General features: G+C 69.5%; 18 protein-coding genes and 1 pseudogene. 13 read left to right on the top strand and 6 right to left on the bottom strand.

Going from position 1 to position 16,787, the window contains the following annotated elements; genetic code table 11:
• The gene (locus N538_RS0110465; RefSeq protein ID WP_028637270.1) at nucleotides 1-843 is read right to left on the bottom strand and encodes a fumarylacetoacetate hydrolase family protein; all 843 of its coding nucleotides are present in this window, start codon (nucleotides 841-843) and stop codon (nucleotides 1-3) included.
• Between the two features lie 116 nt (nucleotides 844-959).
• Between N538_RS0110465 and N538_RS0110460 the strand changes: the two genes are divergently transcribed.
• Nucleotides 960-1,385 carry a RidA family protein gene (locus N538_RS0110460; RefSeq protein WP_028637269.1) on the top strand — a complete coding sequence of 142 codons (426 nt, stop codon included), beginning with the start codon at nucleotides 960-962 and terminating at the stop codon, nucleotides 1,383-1,385.
• An 8-nt stretch (nucleotides 1,386-1,393) separates the two neighbouring features.
• Nucleotides 1,394-2,212, top strand: coding sequence for a PaaX family transcriptional regulator (locus N538_RS0110455; RefSeq protein ID WP_028637268.1), 819 nt, complete (start codon nucleotides 1,394-1,396; stop codon nucleotides 2,210-2,212).
• Nucleotides 2,213-2,408: 196 nt separating this feature from the next.
• Here the strand turns inward: N538_RS0110455 and N538_RS0110450 are convergent.
• Nucleotides 2,409-2,963: pseudogene (locus N538_RS0110450) on the bottom strand (mannitol dehydrogenase family protein); the annotation flags it as partial.
• A 23-nt stretch (nucleotides 2,964-2,986) separates the two neighbouring features.
• On the opposite strand from N538_RS0110450, the gene N538_RS27950 reads away from it, so the two are divergent.
• Nucleotides 2,987-3,406, top strand: coding sequence for a PfkB family carbohydrate kinase (locus tag N538_RS27950; RefSeq protein WP_081790418.1), 420 nt, complete (start codon nucleotides 2,987-2,989; stop codon nucleotides 3,404-3,406).
• A gap of 22 nt (nucleotides 3,407-3,428) precedes the next feature.
• Here the strand turns inward: N538_RS27950 and N538_RS0110440 are convergent, their stop codons facing one another.
• The 3 genes from N538_RS0110440 to N538_RS0110430 form a co-directional block, all read right to left on the bottom strand.
• Complete coding sequence (locus N538_RS0110440) at nucleotides 3,429-4,193, bottom strand: class I SAM-dependent methyltransferase (protein WP_231496203.1); 765 nt, start codon at nucleotides 4,191-4,193, stop codon at nucleotides 3,429-3,431.
• Nucleotides 4,194-4,521: 328 nt separating this feature from the next.
• A complete protein-coding gene (locus N538_RS24815; protein WP_036570208.1) occupies nucleotides 4,522-4,887 on the bottom strand; it encodes a hypothetical protein in 366 nt (121 codons plus the stop codon).
• Nucleotides 4,888-5,133: 246 nt separating this feature from the next.
• Nucleotides 5,134-5,898: a hypothetical protein gene (locus N538_RS0110430; protein WP_155992050.1), complete on the bottom strand. Its 765-nt coding sequence runs from the start codon at nucleotides 5,896-5,898 to the stop codon at nucleotides 5,134-5,136.
• Nucleotides 5,899-6,155: 257 nt separating this feature from the next.
• Here N538_RS0110430 and N538_RS24810 point away from each other — a divergent pair, with 257 nt between their 5' ends.
• From N538_RS24810 to N538_RS27945, 4 genes are all read left to right on the top strand, one after another.
• Nucleotides 6,156-6,662 carry an RNA polymerase sigma factor gene (locus N538_RS24810; RefSeq protein ID WP_036570137.1) on the top strand — a complete coding sequence of 169 codons (507 nt, stop codon included), beginning with the start codon at nucleotides 6,156-6,158 and terminating at the stop codon, nucleotides 6,660-6,662.
• Nucleotides 6,655-7,791, top strand: coding sequence for a hypothetical protein (locus N538_RS0110420; RefSeq protein WP_028637263.1), 1,137 nt, complete (start codon nucleotides 6,655-6,657; stop codon nucleotides 7,789-7,791). The genes N538_RS24810 and N538_RS0110420 overlap by 8 nt, the downstream gene beginning before the upstream one ends.
• Nucleotides 7,792-7,888: 97 nt before the next feature.
• Entirely contained in the window at nucleotides 7,889-9,613 is a 1,725-nt protein-coding gene (locus tag N538_RS27380; protein ID WP_051549159.1) for a CapA family protein, read from the top strand.
• Between the two features lie 201 nt (nucleotides 9,614-9,814).
• Nucleotides 9,815-10,096, top strand: a complete 282-nt coding sequence (locus N538_RS27945) for a hypothetical protein (RefSeq protein ID WP_231496194.1) — start codon at nucleotides 9,815-9,817, stop codon at nucleotides 10,094-10,096.
• Here N538_RS27945 and N538_RS0110405 read toward each other — a convergent pair.
• Nucleotides 10,071-12,203, bottom strand: a complete 2,133-nt coding sequence (locus N538_RS0110405) for an OmpL47-type beta-barrel domain-containing protein (protein WP_155992049.1) — start codon at nucleotides 12,201-12,203, stop codon at nucleotides 10,071-10,073. The two genes, N538_RS27945 and N538_RS0110405, sit on opposite strands and share 26 nt — an antisense overlap.
• A 50-nt stretch (nucleotides 12,204-12,253) precedes the next feature.
• On the opposite strand from N538_RS0110405, the gene N538_RS29465 reads away from it, so the two are divergent.
• The 6 genes from N538_RS29465 to N538_RS29695 form a co-directional block, all read left to right on the top strand.
• The gene (locus N538_RS29465; protein ID WP_269320326.1) at nucleotides 12,254-12,376 is read left to right on the top strand and encodes a hypothetical protein; all 123 of its coding nucleotides are present in this window, start codon (nucleotides 12,254-12,256) and stop codon (nucleotides 12,374-12,376) included.
• Between the two features lie 684 nt (nucleotides 12,377-13,060).
• Entirely contained in the window at nucleotides 13,061-14,020 is a 960-nt protein-coding gene (locus N538_RS0110400; RefSeq protein WP_155992048.1) for a hypothetical protein, read from the top strand.
• Nucleotides 14,021-14,472: 452 nt separating this feature from the next.
• A complete protein-coding gene (locus N538_RS0110395; RefSeq protein WP_028637260.1) occupies nucleotides 14,473-15,402 on the top strand; it encodes a hypothetical protein in 930 nt (309 codons plus the stop codon).
• Between the two features lie 55 nt (nucleotides 15,403-15,457).
• Complete coding sequence (locus N538_RS0110390) at nucleotides 15,458-15,850, top strand: hypothetical protein (RefSeq protein WP_028637259.1); 393 nt, start codon at nucleotides 15,458-15,460, stop codon at nucleotides 15,848-15,850.
• Nucleotides 15,851-16,056: 206 nt separating this feature from the next.
• Nucleotides 16,057-16,356 carry a hypothetical protein gene (locus tag N538_RS27375; RefSeq protein WP_051549158.1) on the top strand — a complete coding sequence of 100 codons (300 nt, stop codon included), beginning with the start codon at nucleotides 16,057-16,059 and terminating at the stop codon, nucleotides 16,354-16,356.
• A 108-nt stretch (nucleotides 16,357-16,464) separates the two neighbouring features.
• Nucleotides 16,465-16,787, top strand: a 323-nt coding sequence (locus tag N538_RS29695; RefSeq protein WP_442937162.1) for a helix-turn-helix domain-containing protein, incomplete at its 3' end; no start/stop codon positions are given.

The raw sequence follows: 16,787 nt of genomic DNA, 5'->3' as shown, positions 1-16,787 counted from the left end.
TCATCCCTCTCGTGACGGGCTCGGCGCGGGGTCGGTGCGGATCGTGTTGCGGAGCGTGCCGATGCCGGCGATCTCGGTCTCGACGACGTCGCCGTCACCGAGGAAGACCTGCGGCTCGCGGGCGACGCCGACGCCACCGGGCGTCCCGGTCAGGACGAGGTCGCCCGGCCGGAGCGCGGTGAAGGTGGAGACGTAGGCGAGCAGCGCGGCCGCGTCGAAGACCAGGGTCCTGGTGCTCGCGTGCTGGACGAGCTCCCCGTTGACCCGGCAGCTGATGTCGAGGCCGGCGATCGGGTCGACCTCGTCGGGCGTGACGACGACCGGTCCGACCGGGGTGGTGCGGTCCCAGGCCTTGCCCTGGAACCACTGCCCGGTGCGGTACTGCCAGTCGCGGAGCGAGATGTCGTTCGCGACCGTGTAGCCGGCGATCGCCCGCCCGGCGGTCTCGCGGTCCGCGTGCCGGAGGTGGTGGCCCACGACGACCGCGAGCTCGGCCTCCCAGTCCACCTGCGCGGTGCACGGCACCCGGATGTCGTCGTCCGGACCGACCAGCGTGTCGGCGTACTTGGCGAAGAGGGTCGGGTACGCCGGCTGCTCGCGTCCGGTCTCGGCGATGTGGTCCGCGTAGTTGAGGCCGCAGCAGACGACCTTCCCGGGATGCGGCAGCGGCAGCACCGGCCGACCGGACGCGAGCACGTCGCCGTCGGCCTCCGGCACTCCGCCTCCGGCCAGGAACGCAGAGAGGTCGGGCGACCCCAGGCGTCGCCATCCCTCTCCCGTGTGCACGGCGGCCACGGTCTCGCTCGTGGGCGCGTCGGTCACGCGGACGGTGGCGAGTCGCACCGAGACCTCCTCGACGTACGTGGCATATAGCGCTTTTGTTACGACCGTCGTCAACGTTACATGTCACTGCTAGGGTTGGGAACCGTCAGCAGCGATCCCGCCCGGAAGGTGCCCCGGTGAGCCCAGTCCCCGTCAACCCAGCGTCGCTCCCCACGCCGAGCGGCTACAGCCACGGCACCCTGGCCGGGAACACGCTCTACCTGGGCGGCCAGACGGCGCTCGACGCCGACATGCGGATCGTGCCGGGCGGCATCGTCGAGCAGTTCCGGCAGGCGTTCGGCAACGTGCTCGCGACGCTGGCCGAGGCCGGCGGCCAGCCGGAGGACCTCGTCAGCATCACGATCTACCTCACCGACATCCCGGACTACCAGGCCCACGGCGCGGAGATCGGTCGCGTCTGGCGGGAGCTGGCCGGGCGCGTGTACCCGGCGATGGCCGGGATCGGCACCACCGCTCTCTGGCAGCCGGAGGCGCTGATCGAGATCGTCGGCATCGCGGTCATCCCGGACGAGCGGCTGCGGCCGCCGGCGACCGACGCCTGAGCGCCGACGTGACGGGCGAGGACCTCGGCCAACCCCCTCGGGCGCTGATCCTCACCGTGCTCGGGCTCTACGTCCGCGAGGCCGGCGGCTGGGTCAGCGTGCGCACCCTGATCCGCCTGCTGGCCACGGTCGACGTCGACGACCAGGCCGTCCGCTCCTCGGTCTCGCGGCTCAAGCGTCGCGGCCTGCTGGTGGCCGAGCGGCGGGACGGAGCGGCGGGCTACGCGCTCTCCGCCTATGCCCGTGGCGTGCTCGAGATCGGCGACGAGCGGATCTTCGCCCGCGGCGACCACGAGCTCGACCAGTGGGCGCTGGTCGTGTTCTCCGTGCCCGAGGACGAGCGTCAGAAGCGCCACACGCTCCGCACCCGGCTGACCTGGCTGGGCTTCGGCACCGTGTCCTCCGGCGTCTGGGTCGGTCCCGGACACCTGCTCCCCGACGCCCGCCGGGTGATCGAGGCGAACGACCTCTCGCCGTACGTCGACCTCTTCCGCGCGGAGTACCTCGCCTTCGGCGATCCGGCCACCAAGGTCGCCGAGTGGTGGGACCTCGACGCCCTGGACGTCCAGTACCGCGCTTTCCTCGAGCGGGCGGTGCCGATGCTCGAACGCTGGCGAACGACCGAGGTCCGGGCTCCGGAGGCCAGCTTCGCCGACTACGTGCGCGCGCTCACCATGTGGCGGCGGCTCCCCTACCTCGACCCGGGCCTCCCGACGGCACTGCTGCCCGCCTCGTGGCGGGGCGAGGAGGCGTCGCGGACGTTCTTCGAGCTCAAGGAGCTGCTCGAGGAGCCCGCCCACGCCTACGTCGACGAGATCGTCCGCTAGATCGTCCACCAGCCCCTGGAGACCGAGGGCAACGGAACGGCTCCCATGATCGCGGATCTCCTCCGGGTCAACGCGAAGAGACCTCGCGGTCCCGGAGTGCAGCCACCTGGAATCGTCGAAGTAGGCGGTGTTTTGTCGTCAGCAACGAGCCACGGTCCGCAAGGACTCCCCTGAGCCAGGTCCGCCTACCTCCGCGTCAGGTCCACCGTTCCATAGTCGCCCTCGCACCCAAGGTGCGCAGCGAGTCGAGCGCCTGCGAGTAGGCGTCGACGAACCGGCGGTCAGCGCCGAGGTCGCCGAACAGGTCCCGGAGCTCGACGAAACGCGATGAAGCGCCGGCCTGACGGGCAGCACGATCCTGGAGCTCACGCGACCGTCGATCGACGAGGGCGAGGGGTCGCCCGAGGTCGTCGACGCCCTCGGCGAATCTTGCCCAGCTCGCGACGATGAGTGCTCCGATCCGGATCGGGCGGCCCGCGGCCAAGTTCTCGCGGATGACCGGCAGGACGAACTTGGGCATGCGGTCCGAGCTGTCCACTGCCAACCGGGCGAGGGTGTCGCGGACCGCCGGGTTCGCGAAGCGCTCCACGACTTGCCGCTGGTACTCGGCCAGGTCCATGCCCGGCACCGGCCGTAGTGAAGGCGTGGCTTCCGCGCTCAGGTACGCGGACAGCATCCGGACGAGGAGCGGGTCCGCGCACGCCTCGTGGACGTACTCGTAGCCGGCCAACAGGCCGAGGTAGGCCAACGCCTGGTGAGCACCGTGTTCGCTTCATGCTGAATCCCAGCCCGATGCAATCACTTCGATCGGACCTGCTGCAGACGTGCGACCCGATCGTCGTGAACGCCATCGAGGCCAGCGCAATCATCAGCAGTGGCGGCGCCCTGACGCCCGAGAACGGGTCACTTCCAGCGCTGACTCACCAACTCGCGACGCTCGCTCGTTCAGTGGTCGTGACCGACGGAGGCAACGGTGCCTACGTCGCGGACGCAACGACACCGGTCGTCCACGTCCCGGGTCGGCGGGCCGCGGCCGTCGACACGACCGGTGCCGGTGACGAGTTCACCGGCGCACTCGCTGCCGAGCTCAGCACTGGCAGGCCACTCCTCGAAGCAGTCCGGGAGGCGAACGCAGCCGCCGCCGACCTCGTGGTGCTACCGCGCAGGGAACGCCTCGTCGCCACCCAGCCCTGACAGGTCGAGCAGTGATCGCCACTCATTCGTTTCCAGCGACCAACAGGTACCCACCGTCATCGGGCTCGAACGTGGTGGTCTCTACCGTGAGTCCGACGCTCTGCAACTGTGCCGTGAGTTCCTCGTAGCGGAACGGCCAGAAGGACAACCGCTCGGAGCAGGTGCGGAGGGACCCGTCCGGCTCCACCTGCGCAACGGCGATCTCCCAATGGTGCTCCTGCTCCCAGGCGTGCGCGATCTGGGTGTAGTAGACGACGACCGCGTCCCGACCGTTGCGGCGAACCAGTCGATCGCGGACGTCCATCCGCGAGCCTCGAGCGCGCACGGCCTCCCACTTGCGAGAGGTGAGTACGAGGCGCCCACCCGGACGCAATAGTCGTGCCATCGCGGCCAGCGCGGCCTGCCGCCCGGCCGCGCCCTCAGCGTGACCGAGCGAGTTGCCCACACAGAACACCACGTCGAAGCTCGCGGCATCGAGATGGTCGGACAGCTCCTCCCAAGTGACCTGGTGCGCTTGGATCGAGACGCCATGCTCGGCAGCGAGTTCCTCCGTCCGGCGGACCATTCCGAGGCTCGCGTCCGTTGCCACGACGTCCAAGCCGAGACCGGCCAGGCCAACCGCGAGCTGGCCGGTGCCGCAGGCGCAGTCGAGGACACGCGCCCCAGGCGGCAGAGACGTCACGAGGCCATCGAACCTCGCGGCCGCGCCGGCCGGCGTCACCAGGTCGTCCCGGATCAACCACTCATACGCCTCGGACAGCGCCCCATAGCCCGCCACCGGGATCACCTCCGTCAACTCGCGGCTCCGTCGCTTGCGTGCGACACAGTGGAACACGGGGCGGAATGGCCGCGCCTCTCATTACTGGTCAACATTCCGGCGCTGGCAGGCCCCATGCGAGGGCCTGATCGAAGCGCTCCCGAGCGAGGTCGTTGAACGAGTTGACGGCTCAGAGCATCAGCGAGCGACGCCGTTCGGTCTCCTCTACGTTCGGGCGGCTGCGACTTGCTCCCCATCCGTAGGCAGCGCGCGCACAACTGTCGCGATCAGCGCATCGGCGAAGGTGCGACTTACCGCCACGAGTGCGCCATCTCAGCCTGGTCCGACGCGGACCGCGTCAGCTGATGGGACGGTAACCCGAGCACATCACCCGCAAGAAGCTGATCCTGTCGCCGTCGGCGCGGTAGTAGGCCTGCTGCTCGACGGCATGTGGCCCGTCCGGCGTGGTGATCCGGAGCCGGTAGGAGACGTGCATGGTGTCGGCGACGTCTTCACCGTCGACGGCCTTTTCCAACTCGTCGATGTGGCCATCCGCTCCGAACCACACGCCGAGCACCTCGACGAGCTCATCTGGCGAGTCGCCCTCCCAGAACTTGCGTGGCGTCAGCGCCTTGAAGTCGAGATCGTCGGCGATGACGGCCCGCACCGCAGCCTCGTCCTTGGCAGCGAGCGCGGTGGCGAACCGCACGCCCAGAGTGGTCATGGCGTCAGCATGCTCCCGGTTCGACGCGATCGGAAGGCCCCAGCCCACGCCGGCTGCGTACCCCGACGCGTCCAGCGACGAGCCCACGAACTGCGCTTGATCAGACGTGCCTGCTGGTCCGTTGGGAACCAGTCGCAGTCCTCCTGGCCGAAGGCGCGGGTGCGGGGCTTGAGGCGATCATGGTCCATGGTGGGCTGGGTCGTGGCCCGGGATCACTACCCAGGCGGCAGACGCGGCTGACGCGCGTCACCCGTCCACGTTCTCGACGAACTCAGCGGTCTTGGCCATGTGCACCAGCTCGGCGGCGTGGGTGGTGCGACCGGGGACCACATTGACCGCGACCATGACCCGCTGGCCGTCGACCTCGACGATCCAGAAGCGGAGGAGTCGGCCCGGACCAGCGGAGTACCAAGGGTTCTCGGCCTGATGGACGGCGAGGACGGTGAACTTCCCGGACTCGCACCGGCTGAGGTTGCGTGGCACCCGCATCTCGACGTACAGGCCGCGGTGACCCCCGACCGTGATCGGTCTGGGGGCCGTGGCCCGGTCGGGAAGCTGGCCGGTCAGGGCCTCGGCCAGGTCACGGACCGTCGGTCCGGGCTTGATGGCCTGTCCGGCTCCGCACGGGTCGGTGTCGACGAGGTCCACGTCGCCGAAGAACATCAGGTCGCCGTACGCGGTCCCGTCCAGACCGTTCTCGATGACCCAGCCACCAGGAGTGATGAACCCGTCGGGAACCCGCACCAGCGCGTCGACAGGGTACGTCCGCTCCCAGCTGATCAGCGGCACACGGTGCCGACCCGGGTCGATCGGTCCGTCGTACTCCCTGAGTGAGAACGGCCCGGAGGTCGTTGCCTCGGTGGCGGTCGGCTCCGAGACAGCCGACTCGGCGGCCGACGGACTGTTGGCATTCTTGTCGGCGGCTTGGGGCGAGTCGTCGCTGCATCCGGTGAGCTGGAGCGACAGCGCCGCCACCAGGAGGAGCAGCCCTCGGGCTGGGTATCGGGTCATGGCGGTCTCCTGTCGACGTCGTGCCTCTGCTGCAACGAGGTCCGAAAGGCTCCGCAGGTTCCCGATGAGACCCGTCGAGCTCGACCTGCCCCGGCTGCCGGCTGTCGTCCGGTCGACGCCGATAGCGTCGACGCCCGACCTCTTGCGCATGCCGCCCGAAACCAGCGGCTCGGGAACCTCGAGGTCTGCTGGCGGATCGTCCCATCGACAATCTCGGACGCGATCGGTGACGCTGGGCAAGCGGGAGGAGGTGACCGATGCCGACGGCAATGGACCTCGACGAGCTGTATCACGCGTCGTACCGCCGCCTGGTCGTCCAGATCTACGCGATCTGCGGCGACCTGGCCGCGGCGGAGGACGCCGTTCAGGACGCCTTCGTGACCGCCTTGCGCAAGGAGTCCCAGTTCGCCCGGGTCAGCAACCCTGAGGCATGGGTGCGCACCGTGGCGCTCAACGGCGTACGACACGGGTGGCGGCACGCCTCTGTGGTGCGTCGCTACCAGGCCAAGGTGCCCGGTCCGCAGGGATCGGTGGACGTCGGCCCGGAGCACGTCGCGATCGTGGCCGCTTTGGAGGAGCTCGACGCCGGGCAGCGCGAGGCGGTGGTCCTGCACTACCTGGCCGACCTCGCGGTTGCCGACGTCGCCGCCCAGCTCGGGGTCCCGGAGGGCACGGTGAAGTCGCGGCTGGCTCGGGCACGGGACCGACTCGCCGACCTGCTGGACGACACCGGGGACGACAAAGAGGAGCTGCGCCATGTCTGAGCTGGACGTGCTCCGTCGCATCGGCGACCAGATCGTTCCTCCTCCCCTCGAGGCGTTGCGCGAGACGGCGCGTCGGCGAGACCGGCGCGCCAGGGTGGCCACGAGCCTTGCCGTCGCCGCGATCGTGGTCGCGACAGCTGCCACTACCGCGTACCTCGGGCGGGACTCCGATCGCCGGATCGAGCCGGCGCCGGCTCCGACTGTGCGACTCCTGACCTATGCCGACGCAAGCACCATCCACTTCGGCGAGCACACGGTCGAGGCCGACGCGCCCGTCGTGGAGCTGGACGTCACCGACGATGGCGTTGGATTCCGTACCGACGACGGTCGGATCTGGTTCACCGACGGGTCCACCACCGACCAGCTCGGGGCGCTCGGCGAGACCGGTCCCGGGTACGGCGACACCTGGCCGCTGACGAGCCGCCCGGGCTGGCTGCTCTCGCCCAATGCCGGCTCTCGTCTGGTGTGGTTCGAGTTCCCGGCGCCCGGCGAGCCCGAGGTCGTCGTCTACGACACGGACACCGGGCAGGAGGTCGCCCGCGACACCGTGGCGCTGCAGCCGGGTCACACCGCCGTGCCCGCGCTGCTCTCGGACAGGTTCGTCTACCTGATCAAAGACCCGAATCCCGAGGAGATGCCCGAAGACCAGGCCTTGGTGCGCTACGACCCGGCAACGGGCGAACAGACACGCATCACCGAGCAGGACCTGATCAGGGACCTCGACGCCGACGCCGCGGTGCGCTCGATCCGGTTGAAGGGTGACGGCAGGTGGGACTCGTCGGACGCGTTCCACTACTCCGACGGGATGGGCCAGCAGATGGCCTTGAACCTGAGGAACGGCGTCGCGGGCGTGGACGGGGTCGCGCCGGTTGGATCGGGCGACATGCGCGCCGAGGACGTCAGCGGGCGGACCTTCGCGTTCGAACCGCCCCAGGACTATCCCGACAAGACCGGCGTCGCCTGGCTCGTCCAGTGGCTCGACGACCAGACGGTCGTGGTGCTCAGTCCTCTGCCGCAGAGGACCGACCTGATCGTCTGCCACCTCGAGAGCAAGACGTGCGGGGTCGGGGCGTCCGCACCGACCGGGATCGTCGCACCCGACTTCGGGAAGAGCGAGTCCATCGGCTGACCCACGTCGCTGGCGCCAGGGAACGAGCGTCGAGCCTCAGGGCTCGTGTGTAGGGAAGGACCCGAGCGGGACACGCATCACACAGGAGGAAGGACTCATGATCCCCAGGTCGAGCAGGATCCTCGTCGGGTTGGGTCTTGCGGTCCTGCTGGTCGCCTGCTCGACTGCGCCGCACCCGACCTCCTCGCCTCCGATCCACCGTCAGGTGCTGGCTACCGACGAGCCCCACCGCGACCACCATCCACACCACGTGGTGTCCCTCGCGTTCGCCGGCGACATCCACTTCCAGATCCAGGTGGCCGCCCTCCTGGACGACCCCCGCGGATTCGGCCCGATCAGCCGGGCCCTGGCCGACGCCGACCTGACCATGGTCAACCTGGAGAGTGCGATCACCGAGCGCGACAGCTGGGACCCCAAGTCCCTCGAGAGACCACGGGACCGCTACTGGTTCCGTGCCCCGCCCAGGGCGCTCGACGTCCTCGCCGACGCCGGCGTCGACGTGGTGACGGTGGCCAACAACCACGGCGCCGACCTCGGTGCGGCCGGGTTGCACGACACCCTGCTGGCGGCCAGGCACGCTCCGCTGGCGGTCGTCGGCGTGGGCGACGACCGCGCGCACGCCTTCACGCCGTACCGGGTCCGGGTGCGCGGGACCGACCTTGCCTTCCTGACCGCGGACACGACACCGCTCGAGAGCACCAGCCCCATCTGGACCGCCGGACGCCGTACGCCGGGGTTGGCCGCCGCGCGCGGCCCCCGACCGCGAGTGCTTCTCCGCGCCGTGCGCCGGGCGGACCGCGACGCCGACGTGGTGGTGGTCTACCTGCACTGGGGCCGGGACATGCAGACCTGCCCCACCCTGAGGCAGCGCACGACCGCCCACGCCCTCGCCGCGGCCGGGGCGGACGTCCTCGTCGGCAGCCACGCCCACGTTCAGCTCGGCTCCGGGTGGCAGGGAGACACGTACGTCAACTACGGCCTCGGGAACTTCGTCTGGTACCACAACCATCCCTCGGACTCGGGGGTTCTGCAGCTCAGACTGGAGGACGGCAAGGTCGTCTCCGACCAGTGGACGCCCGCACGCATCGGACCCCTGGGTGGAGCTCCGCTGCCCCTTTCGGGCACATCGCGGCAGCGGGCGGTCACCGACTGGCAGGTGCGACGCGGATGCGCGGGACTCGCCTCGGGACCGACGCAGCCCGGCCCGGCGACGTATCGCGCGTCGGTCGAGCCGATCACGCCGGTTCTCCGTCAGCGGATGCGCACCAGTCATCACCCGGGCTGCCCCGTCCCGTGGCGAGCGCTGCGCTACCTCCAACTGAGTTACGTCGGCTTCGATGGCCGACCCCACACCGGCGAGATGGTCGTCGCGGCGCCGTATGCCCACGACGTCGTCGGCGTCTTCCGAAAGCTGTACGACGCCCGTTGGCCCATCCGGCGGATCCGACTGGTCGATGCCTACGGAGGAGACGACGACCGCTCCATGGCGGCCGACAACACCTCGGCGGCCAACTGCCGCAAGGTCGAGGGAAGTGGCAGGTGGTCCGACCACGCCTTCGGCGCCGCGATCGACCTCAACCCGGTGCAGAACCCCTACTTGACCGGATCCAGGATCGCCCCGCCCGGCTCACGGCGCTTCGCAACCCTGGACCGGTCCGCGGGGGCACGCGTTCCCGACGGGGTGATCAGGTCCGATGACGTGGTGGTCCGGGCCTTCGCGGCGATCGGCTGGGAGTGGGGCGGATCCTGGACCGAGCCCGACTTCCAGCACTTCTCGGCGACCACCCGTCGAGCCGCGGACAACCGGGCTAGGGGCCAATGACCCGGGCTCGTCAACGTTCGGAGACGGCAGCCTGGAATCCGACGACAGGCACGGTCGACGTACAGCCATGGGCGTCTTCAACAACACGGATGCCTTCACCGCCAACGTGACCCATTCCGCCGCCTGTCGGCGTAGGCCGAGCTGCCGGATCTGGCAGCCGATGTGAGGATCGGGCGAGCGTGGAGCCTTGGCATCGTTCGAGTGATCGGCCTGACCGACGCCACCCGCAAGATCGTCCTGCCCGCAATAGAGGCTGGCAAGAACGCGCTTCGCGCCGGTCGAGCTGCCGGACTCCCGCGTCGTACGCCTCAACCGGATGTACCCGAAGTCGATCGTGAAGGCGCCGGTTTGGACGATCCTCGTGCCGCGGCCGCGGCCGCGACTGCCGTCGTCGTCGGAGGCAAGCCGATCGTCGGGATCGCCCTGCTCGAATGGGCGCGTCAGGTCATCGACAGCTTCATCGACCCGCCGACGGGCGGCTGACGGTGCAGGTGCCGGTGTCACTCGCCGTGTTGCCCGCGTCGTCGGTCGCGGTCGCCTCCACGGTGTAGATGCGCTCGGCGCCTCGGTGCCCGAGCTCGGCGCGGGCCAGCACGCGGCCGCCGACCACGATCACGTCGAGGAACCCACCGTCGCTCGAGCTGGCGTCCACGTCGAGGTCGGCGAGGCCGGAGAGGGCGTCCGTGGCCCGGACGTCGGCGATCTCCACGTAGCGGTGGTTGGGCGGCCAGAGGCGGCACCCGGCAGCAGGCAGCCCGTCCAGCGCCGGCGGCGTCCGGTCGATCCGGATCCGCACGGTCCGGTCGGCCTCGGCGTTCCCGAGGAGATCCACCGCGTGGAACGTCACGTCGTGCACGCCCTCGTCGGTGAGGGTGGTCGTGGTCGCCCCGCCGGGGCGGATGAACGACGTGTCGTCGTGGCGGGCCCGGATCTCCTTCACCCCGACGAGGTCGTCGGTGGCGGTGAGCCCGGCGGTCACGTCGCTCCGGTGCCACCCCGCCGCGTTCGGCCCGGGGTCGACGGAGACCACGGTGGTCGGTGGCGTCGTGTCGTCGGGTGGCGGGTACGGCGGCCGCGGCACCTGACCGATGCCGGTGAAGTCGACGGTCACCAGGTCGTGGCCGGGCAGCGCCGCCAGCGGGCCCAGGTCCTTCCGCTCCTGGCCGGTCGCGTCGAACCAGTAGGGCCGGGTCTCGGCCGTCAGGGCCTGGTCGTGGGGCAGCGCGAAGTGCAGCCGCGCCGGGCGGCCCTCGAGCGCGCGCCCGTGCAGGTAGAGGACCAGCGCGTGCTCCATGTTGTGGAGCATGTTCTTGCCGAAGAACGACTTGCGCAGGTCGTTGTCGGCCTCGTTCCGCGACACCCGGGCGAAGGTCTCGCGGACGGGTGACGTGTGGTCGACGTACACGTCGAGGAAGGTCTGCGCGCTCCGGGCGAGGCGATCGGTGTTCGTGAACCCGTCGGTCAGGTCGAGCGCCGCCAGCAGCTGGTCGGCCTCGTCGTGCGACCACCACTGGCTGTCCGGCTCGACGTTGCCTGCCTGGAAGCTGCGGAGCCGCTCGTTCCACCGGCCGGCCCCGTCGTCCCACGCGCGGTCCAGCATCCGGCTGCGGTCGGTGGCCAGGCCCGACCAGGGTCGGTCCGCGAACAGCTGGTTCGCGAGGTGGATCATCGCGTAGCTCTGGATGTTGTGCCCGAAGTCCGTCTCGGGGGCGTTGAACGTCCCGAAGCGACCGGTCCGGCCCCAGAACATCCAGCGGTTCGCGGCCGCCGCCGCGCTGTTCTTGTGCCGGTCGATCAGCGCCTGCGTGACGACGCGCAGATCCGCGCGGAACTGGTCGTTGCGAGCCGGGTCGCTGAGGATCCCGATGGACGGGAGCAGGAACGCGGTCCCCGGGACGAGGTAGTTCGTGATGTCGCCGCCGTTGCCCGCGCCCATCCCGCCGGTGTCGACCTCGGTGGCGAGGTCGTAGGTCAGCGAGTCCTTGATGCGCTGCCCGGCCGCGTCGTAGTACGGCCCGAACACCAGGTCGCGGACCGCGAGCAGCTTGGCCTCGGCGGCGGGGTCGTGGGTGACGGCGAAGTACATCGCGTAGCCGAGGCCCACCGACGCCGCGTCGAAGACGTCCTTGTTCGCCAGCGGGTCGACCGGGCGGCCTGCCGCGTCCAGCTCGCCGAAGTAGCCGCCGTGCACGTGGTCCTCGGCGTGCGCCTCGATCCAGGCGATCCCTGCGCGTGCGTAGGTCAGGAACCGCTCCTGACCGGTCAGCAGGAACGCGAGGGAGTAGCCGAACACCCCGCGACCCAGGGTCGACGTCCCGCGATCCGGCTGGTCCGGGAGCAGTTCGCCGTCGGGCCCGCGGAACGACGGGAAGTTGCCGAGCGGCTCGCCCAGCGCGTCGGGAACCAGCCAGTACGGCATCAGGTCGTCCCGGTGGTGCTGCAGCCAGGTGTCGCCTGCGAGCACCGGGGGGACCTCGGGGTCGACGGCAGCCGCGGCGGCGGGGGCGCGGCCCACCAGGCCGACCGCGAGGACGGCCGAGCCGACGAGAGCGGTGAGCCGGGTGGCTCGCCGAGGAGCGATGGGGAGCATGGCGGCACCTCGATCCGATCCCGAGTGGACCTCGTTCCAGAGCAGCACTGGTGCGCCCCGATATCCATGGCACGAAGGGGTGGTTCGCCTCGTCGCGCAGCGGCGCTCCCGCTTGGGTGCCGCAGGTGATCGACGTCGTCATCTGCCCCGTGCTGGATCCGAAGAACGCGTGACCCCGATTCGCCTGGCGGGGGTCGCAGCTTGTTGCATCCTTCGAGTGCGATGGGTTACGACAACGAAACGAGCCGCAAGAACCCTCGGCTCTCAGCACTGCCCCGACGCTCTGAGGGGCGGCATCGGCAAACTTCCGGATCTGCCGCGATTGATGCCCGCCCAGATCAACCTCGTCCGCTCCCAGCACCTGCGGACCGGACGCCAGCCAACGCCACCGAACGCGCATCGGGCATAACGGGAGCGGTCATGGCATCCGCGTCGAGGCATGGGCGACCCCTCGCACCCACCAGTGCCGGTCTTTCCTGCAGGCGGCCGGGCGCCTGCCCTGATCAGGCGGCCACACCAGCCCCGGTGCTGCACTGGGTGCCGGCGGGTCGGAACCTCCGCGGAGCTGGGTGACCGTCGTCGCGCTCAATCTCCTGGGCACGCCAGCATCCAAGACCACTGTGCGGTAGCGGATGCGAAGCGGGCAGCCGGAACGGAAGCCTCGTGGTGTACGGCCGCAGGCGGATCCACCACCGAAGGAGTCTTCGCATGCGTGACCAACTAGGAGATGACCCTCGGGTTCGAGCCGCCCGGAGTGAGTTGCCGCAGCTGGCCTGATGGCGCTTCGCGCCGGGCTCCGGCGGTCCTGCGACGTGTGAGTCTCGCGCCCCACCACCTTCCCCCAAGGAGTGACTCGTTTGAAGCGCGCCCCCGTCTCGATGCTGACCGGCCTTGCTGCTGCAGCCGCCGTGCTCTCCACCACCGTCCCCGCCCCGTCCGCCGACGCCGCCACCGGGCACTCGCGCACCGCCGCGAGCACGTCCGCCGCCGCGAACGCCGACGCGGCCGGCAAGGTCGCGGCGAAGAAGATCATCGGCATGTCCGCGCCCGCGGACTTGTGGGGCAAGCGGACCCATGAGGTCGGCGCCTGCGGCATCTCGGCCCGTCGCATCTTCGCCTCGCTGCGGCCTGACGGCCGGGCGCAGGCCAGCGTCATCGGCCAGGCGGTCGCGGCCCACCAGATGCCGGTGGTCTCCTACAAGGTCCCCAGCGTCGACATGCTCATCCACGGCGGCTACGACTCCTGGCTCCGGGCCACCCACCGCTACCTCGCGCACTTCGGCGTACCGGTGACCGCGACGTTCTGGCACGAGCCCTACGGCAATATGGCGCCGGCCAAGTTCCGCGCCGGATCACGGAAGTTCCTCGACATCTTCAAGACCGGCAAGACGCCCAAGGTGAAGGTCGGCCCGATCCTCAACGGGTGGCTGCTGGACAACAAGGTCCCCGCCTTCGCCAGCTTCACCAGCAGGTCGCTGCTCCGCCGTTGGGACTTCGTCGCCGTCGACTCCTATCAGTCGGGCACCTTCAGCGCACCCGGCGACCTGCTCCCCGCGCGCGCCGTCCCGTTGCTCGCCCGGTGGATGCAACGCCGGGGCTTCGGCCACAAGCCGATCGGTCTCGGAGAGTACAACGGCTTCACCGCGGCTGCGATCAAGGTCGCCGGGGAGGCGATCCTGTCCACACCCGAGGCATGGTTCGGGCTCGCTTGGAACAGTTCCAGCGGTACGAAGTACGCCCCGCTGGCAGGGAAGCGCATCACCAAGTTCAAGAAGACCAAGGCCGACGCCCGCGCCGTGCACCGCAGCGGCTGTTGATCCGGCAGGTGCGGCGGTGCGGTTCCGTCAAAAGGCTCGCTCCGTCATCTGAGCAACTGCCGCCCGAGCTCCTCACCTGGACATACGGGGGGTCCCCGGCGGCGCGCGGCGAGTCAGATGCAGACGTAGGTGGCACCGGGCTCGCGCATCGTCGGCATCGGGCTGCCTGACGGCGTTGGTGTCGCCTACTGAAGTGCTCGCAGCTGCCGCGATGTGCGGCACTTGGGTCGTCGCGCGTTGAGTCCTGCCGTCCGGACCTCCGGCGAATTCGAGCGGGTGCGTCCGCGAAGCTCCCGGGTGCGCCCCGTGCGATGCAGGTGGCCGGCCCGAAAGCCACCGCGCACCGGTTGTCGACGACAGTCACCACGGCACAAGTGGTACAGACCGGGTTGAACGCAGGCTGCCCTCGCGAACAGCTCCCGTCGGGGAGGAAGTACGAAAGGAAGTCTCGGATGCTTCGGACACCTCTTCTTCGCGCTATCCGGTTCGGGATCGCTCCGATCGTCATCGCCGCGCTCGCCGCCGCCACCTCCCTGACGGGGCCTGACAAGCCACAGATCGTCGAAGCGGGCGGGCCGCCCTGCTCACAACCGCCTTGCGGCACTACTCCTCCCGGCCAGGACGAGGAGCACACCGGGCCCTTGACAGCGAACGAGCAGGCTCGGTTCAACCGGGTGATGGAGCAGATTACGCCCCTTGGGGACATCTCCGAGCACCAGGATGAGTTGGCCGACCTGGGCCTATACATCGTCAGCGACGTGAACGATGTCCAGCCTGTCTCGTCGGTCGCTGACGACATGACCCTGCCGCGACCGCAGGTCCTGTGGGACACGAGCAACCAGCGCTACTACGCGTACGCCAGTTACGAGTGGAACACGGGGAACCCCGACCGTAGCGAGTGGCATTACTACGACATCGGGTCCTTTTCCAGCAGTTGCATCGACACGCCGTGTGACATCGGCGGTGCCGACGGGTTCGGCATGCGGTTCAGCCGCAACATGCAGAATGTGCAGGTCAGCGCGATCTTCTGCAGACGCGGCGACACCAGCCGGTCATACGCGCGGTTCAACTGCACCACGCCCATCAACCCAGAGGACCACTCCTCTGCCGGTGTCTCCTGGCGCAAGCAGGACAAGATCTACAAGACCGTTACGAAACCCGACAACAACATGTTCCAGGCCTCAACCTCGATGGTGATCAAGAGGCCGGCGTGCGGTGCACCCCTGCAGATCTACTCGCGCTACGGCCACTCCTGGAGCGGCACGGCCCCGACCGGGTTCTCCGTGGGCGTCGACTCGTTCGGGCTGAGCTGGAGCAACTCCAACAATCACTGGGCGGCGTCGAGTCAGTCCGGCACTTGGGACATCTGGGACCCGTGCTGAAGGCCGCTGCGTGGACGTGGAACGCTCATCGGCCGAGGAGAGGCATAGTGCGGGCATGGGTAGGCGTCTCGGGCTCGTCGCGTCAGCTGCGGAGGCGGGTTTCGCGTTAGCGCTGGTCGTCGGCTGCGCCGACAACGACACGGCGACGACGCTCACGGTTGAAGGCACGGTGAGTGTTTGCACAGAGGCGGGCAGTTGCACGGATCTGCCTGCCGCAGGCGCAGCGGCCGTGGTCTACGACGGGGCCGGCAAGCAGATCCGGACGGGCACCCTCGACACGCAGGGCCGTCTCGTCGTCGACGTTCCAGACGGGATCTTCAGCGCCACCTTGTCGATGCCGGGCCTGGGTCTGCACACCGCGGCGCGGAGCGCCACTGTGAACGTTCTCGATGGCGGTGCAGGCACCATCTCCGTTGCGCTGCCGGCACTGCATGTCGCAGAGCACTGACCGTCCGACCAGGAATTCGTTGACCGAAACTTGGCGAAGAGCCTCCCCGATGCGAACACCCGGCGGGAGACGTACGCATCCGCCGCTTAGAGCGCGCTCATGCCGATGTGCGGGCAAAGGATCAGGGTTAGGTGAGGGCGTCTCGGTGCCGCGCGCCGACGCTCAGAAAGGCGGCGGCGGTGGTCGCGCGGCTCTAGGGTTCTGGCATGGACGCGCGAGACTCGCTGGACGGCGGAACCGAGGACACGATCGGCTCGACGAAGCCGCCACGGCCGCCCAAGCCGCCCCGCGACCCCGCGCGCACCCAGCTCGCCCTGCTCCAGGTGATCGCCGTGGCCGCGATCGCGGCTGCAGCGTTTACCGGCATCACGGCGTGGCACACCTACCAGGACCGGCAGCAGACCAAGACAATCTACTGCTCCTTCTACGACGACAGCAGCGGTTCGCGCGGTGACGAGAGCTACGACCGCCAGCAGCGTCAGCTGCGCGACGAGCTCGGCTGCTGAGGGACGCCAGCGACCCACGAAGAGGAGATCGCGCGTCGTCGTGGACTGTCCGCTCATGCCGGCGCTCTCAATGAGTCATCGCAACACTTCCTGATTGAAGGAGTCGCGATGGCGCGTCAGAGCTATCAGCGGTTGTCGCCTGCAGACATCGACGAGATCTGGAGGCGGTTGCGGTCCGGGCACTCGGTCAAGCCGACTGCTCGGGCTCTGGGTCTGCCGACCAGCACGGTGCGGACCTACCTGATTCGGTGCGGTGGGATCAGACCTGATCCACGACATCGAGCAGTCGGTCGATTGAGCCTCGAAGAGCGCGAAGAGATCTCGCGTGGTCTGGCCGCCGGGTTGTCGCTTCGGGCGATCGCGGCAGGTCTGGGTCGGTCGCCGTCGACGATCAGCCGTGAGGTCAGCGGCAACGGCGGCCGGCGCCGGTA

This window comes from Nocardioides sp. URHA0032, from assembly GCF_000620645.1.
Lineage (GTDB): Bacteria > Actinomycetota > Actinomycetes > Propionibacteriales > Nocardioidaceae > Nocardioides.
This window is presented reverse-complemented; position numbering and strand designations above follow the sequence as displayed.

Excerpts from the sequence above, each read along its gene's own strand:
- N538_RS27375 (WP_051549158.1), top strand. The coding sequence starts at position 16,057 with ATGGACGCGCGAGACTCGCTGGACGGCGGAACCGAGGACACGATCGGC.
- N538_RS24815 (WP_036570208.1), bottom strand. The coding sequence starts at position 4,887 with ATGACCACTCTGGGCGTGCGGTTCGCCACCGCGCTCGCTGCCAAGGAC.
- N538_RS0110390 (WP_028637259.1), top strand. The coding sequence starts at position 15,458 with ATGGGTAGGCGTCTCGGGCTCGTCGCGTCAGCTGCGGAGGCGGGTTTC.
- N538_RS27950 (WP_081790418.1), top strand. The coding sequence starts at position 2,987 with ATGCTGAATCCCAGCCCGATGCAATCACTTCGATCGGACCTGCTGCAG.
- N538_RS0110395 (WP_028637260.1), top strand. The coding sequence starts at position 14,473 with ATGCTTCGGACACCTCTTCTTCGCGCTATCCGGTTCGGGATCGCTCCG.
- N538_RS0110430 (WP_155992050.1), bottom strand. The coding sequence starts at position 5,898 with ATGACCCGATACCCAGCCCGAGGGCTGCTCCTCCTGGTGGCGGCGCTG.
- N538_RS27380 (WP_051549159.1), top strand. The coding sequence starts at position 7,889 with ATGATCCCCAGGTCGAGCAGGATCCTCGTCGGGTTGGGTCTTGCGGTC.
- N538_RS0110405 (WP_155992049.1), bottom strand. The coding sequence starts at position 12,203 with ATGCTCCCCATCGCTCCTCGGCGAGCCACCCGGCTCACCGCTCTCGTC.
- N538_RS24810 (WP_036570137.1), top strand. The coding sequence starts at position 6,156 with ATGCCGACGGCAATGGACCTCGACGAGCTGTATCACGCGTCGTACCGC.
- N538_RS0110420 (WP_028637263.1), top strand. The coding sequence starts at position 6,655 with ATGTCTGAGCTGGACGTGCTCCGTCGCATCGGCGACCAGATCGTTCCT.